At 64.6% G+C, this 3,684-nt stretch carries 3 protein-coding genes; all 3 read right to left on the bottom strand.

The window, feature by feature from the left end; all coding sequences use genetic code 11:
• Window positions 1-94: 94 nt before the first annotated feature.
• The 3 genes from dinB to EOA27_RS27115 all read right to left on the bottom strand — a co-directional run bounded on the left by dinB (window position 95) and on the right by EOA27_RS27115 (window position 3,516).
• A complete protein-coding gene (gene dinB / locus EOA27_RS27125) occupies window positions 95-1,357 on the bottom strand; it encodes a DNA polymerase IV (RefSeq protein WP_126083419.1) in 1,263 nt (420 codons plus the stop codon).
• A gap of 299 nt (window positions 1,358-1,656) precedes the next feature.
• Window positions 1,657-2,217: a GNAT family N-acetyltransferase gene (locus tag EOA27_RS27120; RefSeq protein WP_126083418.1), complete on the bottom strand. Its 561-nt coding sequence runs from the start codon at window positions 2,215-2,217 to the stop codon at window positions 1,657-1,659.
• 159 nt (window positions 2,218-2,376) lie between these two features.
• Window positions 2,377-3,516: an epoxide hydrolase family protein gene (locus EOA27_RS27115; RefSeq protein WP_127257702.1), complete on the bottom strand. Its 1,140-nt coding sequence runs from the start codon at window positions 3,514-3,516 to the stop codon at window positions 2,377-2,379.
• Window positions 3,517-3,684 lie beyond the last annotated feature (168 nt).

Here is a 3,684-nt window from a genome sequence, read left to right as displayed (position 1 = left end):
GACGGAGAGGGGGACTTCGTAGGGCGCTCCCCCTCTCCGTCTCGGCTTCGCCGAGCCACCTCTCCCCCACTTCGTGGAGGCGAGGTACTCTCCCTCACAGCTCCTTCTCGGCCAGTTCCCTGAATCCATCCGGCACCGAGCGCGGGCCTTCCAGCGCCACCGTGCCGTAGCCGACGGCTTCCTTGCCGAAGCGCTGGCGGATCTTGTCGATGGCGCGGTCGGCGCCGAAGCGGGCGAGACCCTTGCGGCTGCCGGGCTTCCTCTTCTCATCCATCAGGCCAAGCGGCAGTTCGAGCTGCAGCTCGGCATGCTCCTCCAGATGCGAGACGGAGATGGCGAGCAGCGATATGTCGCGCTCGCCGGGATTGGCGGCGAGCACGCCGCGCACCAGCTCCTCGGCGATCTCGGCCAGCATCACTGTCGCCTGGATCGGCTGCTCCAGCGTCACCGAGCGGGTGACGGCGCGCAGATCGGCGAAGCGCACCCGCACCGTCACCGTGCGGCCGGGCCGGTCCTTGGCGCGCAGGCGGCTCGCCACGCGGTCGGCCAGATGCAGAAGCGTCGGCACGAAGACGCGCGGCACCGCCGGCTTCCTGCCAAGCGCCGATTGCGCGCCGGCCGAATGCGCGCGGCGATGCGTCTCGAGCTTGCGCGGGTCGCGGTTCCAGGCGAGCGCGGCGAGCTTCTGGCCGGCGGCGTGGCCGATCAGCCGCTCCAACGCGCCGCTATGGGTGCGCGCCAATTGCCCGATGGTCTCGACGCCGATCTCGGCCAGCCTCGCCTTGGTCGCCGGGCCGACACCCCACATCAGCGTGACGGGCAGGTCGTGCAGGAAGGCGAGCTCGGTGCCGGGCTCGACCACCACCAGCCCGTCGGGCTTGGCCACCTGCGAGGCGATCTTGGCGAGGTGCTTTGTCTGCGCCACGCCGATCGAGATCGGCAGGCCGAGCTCGGCCTTCACGCGCTCCCGGATTTTCCGCGCGATCTCCTGCGGCGGCCCGAACAGATGCGTGCAGCCGGCGACGTCGGCGAAGGCCTCGTCGATCGAGATGCGCTCGACCACCGGCGTGAAATCGTCGAGCACCTTGATCGCGGCGTCGCCGAGGCGCTGGTACTCGGAAAAATGACCGCCGACGAAGATGAGCTGCGGGCAGAGCTCGCGCGCCTTGCGGCCGGGCATGCCGCCGCGCACGCCAAACACCTTGGCCTCATAGGAAGCCGCCAGGACCACGCCGCCGCCGACGGCGATCGGCTTGCCGCGCAGCGAGGGATCGAGCAGCTGCTCGACGGAGGCGTAGAAGGCGTCGAGATCGGCATGCAGAATGGTGGCGGCCGCGGCGTTATTCGTGGCGGCCATCGCGCGCTCCCGTGGCCATTTGTGTGGCATTGCAGCATTAGCTGCGTCTTTTGTAAGGGGAATTAATAGAACATAAAGAGAACAAAAGAAGATCGCTGTCAAGCCGCCACGCTTGAGCGTGCAAGTTTCCACAACCAGAAGCCACAGCCGCCGATAGAGCTCAGCTTGCACGATCGCCCGTGAAGGAAATCGTGCGAACGGGAAGGATTGTAGGTGCTCTGCGACCGCCCGAGCTTCGGGAATAGAGATTTGATCTGATGTTTGCGACAAGCCGGCAAGCGCATGAATGTGGCTGACACTCAGCCAACGGTGGAGTTCAACTGCTTTTCCATAACAACAAGTTCCAGGTCGGGGCGCAGCGGACGACCGACCGAAGGGTCGTCGTAGGGGAATGCTAGAGTTTCGCCCGTCAGCTCGTATCCACGCCGGCGATGCCAAGCGATCAATGCCTCACGCTGCCGGATCACCTCCATTCGCATCCGTGGCGCCCCAGCCGCCGCGGCCTGTCGCTCGACCTCCTGCTTGATCAACTTTCCGATGCCAGCGGTCTGCTCGTCCGGAGCCACGGCGAGCATCGACGTATGCCACGCGCCATCGTCGTCTATCGCGATGTTGATGCAGCCGGAGATCGCGCCATCGGTCAACCGGCGCAGCAGAAGAATGCGTCCCCGCGCGATGAGCGCACGAACGCCCTCCTCGCCGATGCGCGGTCCATCAAGCAACCCACGCTCGTTGGTCCATCCCTCAACTGCGCCATTGGCTCTGTATGCCCGGTTCACGACTGACACTATTGCAGCGGCATCGCCCGTCACGGCATCAATGAAACGCAATTTTTCTACTCCTGTCGAAACGTTCGTCATTGCAACTGCGATCACCGTTGGGGCGCCCCAGCATCCGGTTTTGGGGTCACGCCGTCTTCGCACCAGCAGGAGCCGGCGACGTGATCGACGCCTACCTCGCTTGTTCGCCCGTCGTAAAGCCTCGGTTACGATGAATTTGGTTCGGAGATATCTCCACCTTCAGGAGCGCGCTCCCGACACCGTCGCGATAAAGGCGCGCAGGTCGGCCAGCATCAGTTCCGGCTCTTCCAGCGCGGCGAAATGGCCGCCCCGCGGCATGTCGGTCCAATGCACGATGTTGTAGGTCTTCTCCGCGAACGAGCGCGGCGGCGGCAAGAACACCGGATCGGGGAGGGCCGCAACGCCGGTCGGCACCTGGATGCGGGTGCCGGCCGGAAGCATTAGCGACTTCTCAAGCCGGCTGCCGTAGTAGATCCAGGTTGCAGTCACGAACGATGCCGGCGCGATGTAGAGCATGATGTTGGTGAGGAGTTCCTCCTCGGAAAACTTGCTCCAGATGTCGGGGTCGCCATTGGCGGTTGTCGGAAGATCGGCCCACTTGCCGAACTTTTCGAGTATCCAGCCCGCCGCTCCGACCGGGCTGTCGGCCATCGCGATGCCGAGCGTCTGCGGACGGGTTTCCTGCTCGTGAAAGTAGGCGCTCTCCTGATCGGCAATCGCGGCCCGCTTGGCGGCGAAGGACTTCTCCTCGCCGGTCGTCGGAGCGGCGTCCTCCGCACGCACGGTCATCATGTTAATATGGATGCCGAGCAGAGCGTCCGGGCGATCATGCGCTGCCCAGGCCGCGATGCCGTGGCCCCAATCGCCCCCTTGAATGAAATACCGCGCGTCGCCGAACAGTTGAATCATCAGCCCATGCACGAGCGCAGCAGCCCGCCGCGGGCCGATCGGGCGCGTGATCGGGTTGGAGAACGCGAAGCCCGGAAGCGAGGGGACGACAACATCGTGCCCGTCCGCTGCGAGCGGCTCCAACAGCCGCTCGAACTCGAGATACGAGCCCGGCCAGCCGTGGAGAAGCAGGACGGGCGGCTTGGAGTCGTCGCCTTTCACATGAATGAAGTGGAGGTGCTCGCCTTCCACGTCGGCCGTGAAGTTGGGCAGCGCGTTGAGGCGCCGTTCGACCGCACGCCAGTCATAGCTGTCCCGCCAATAAGCGGCGAGTCGCTTGAGGTCATCAACCCCGACCCCCGCCGACCAGCCTCCCGCATCCGGCAGCTGGCTCCAGTCATAAGCCTCGACCTTGGCTCTGATCGTGGCGAGCCGTTCGTCAGGGACGTTTATTGTGTAGGGTGAAATCATGATGTTCTCCGCTTAAGCTGGGATGCGGTTCCAGGAAGAGGGTGTCCACGAATCCGATATTGTCGATCGATGTTCTGAGAGCCGAAGACTACTCGGCATACTGCTCGGTATGTAGCCGAGGTTGAAATCGAACCTTCTGATCTCCGTTTCCGAAGCGCGGTGCGTGGC

Origin of the sequence: Mesorhizobium sp. M2A.F.Ca.ET.037.01.1.1 (assembly GCF_003998075.1) — a bacterium.
In the GTDB taxonomy this organism is placed as follows: Bacteria; Pseudomonadota; Alphaproteobacteria; order Rhizobiales; family Rhizobiaceae; genus Mesorhizobium.
The sequence above is the reverse complement of the archived record's forward strand: the minus strand, read 5'-3'. Positions and strand labels throughout refer to the sequence as shown.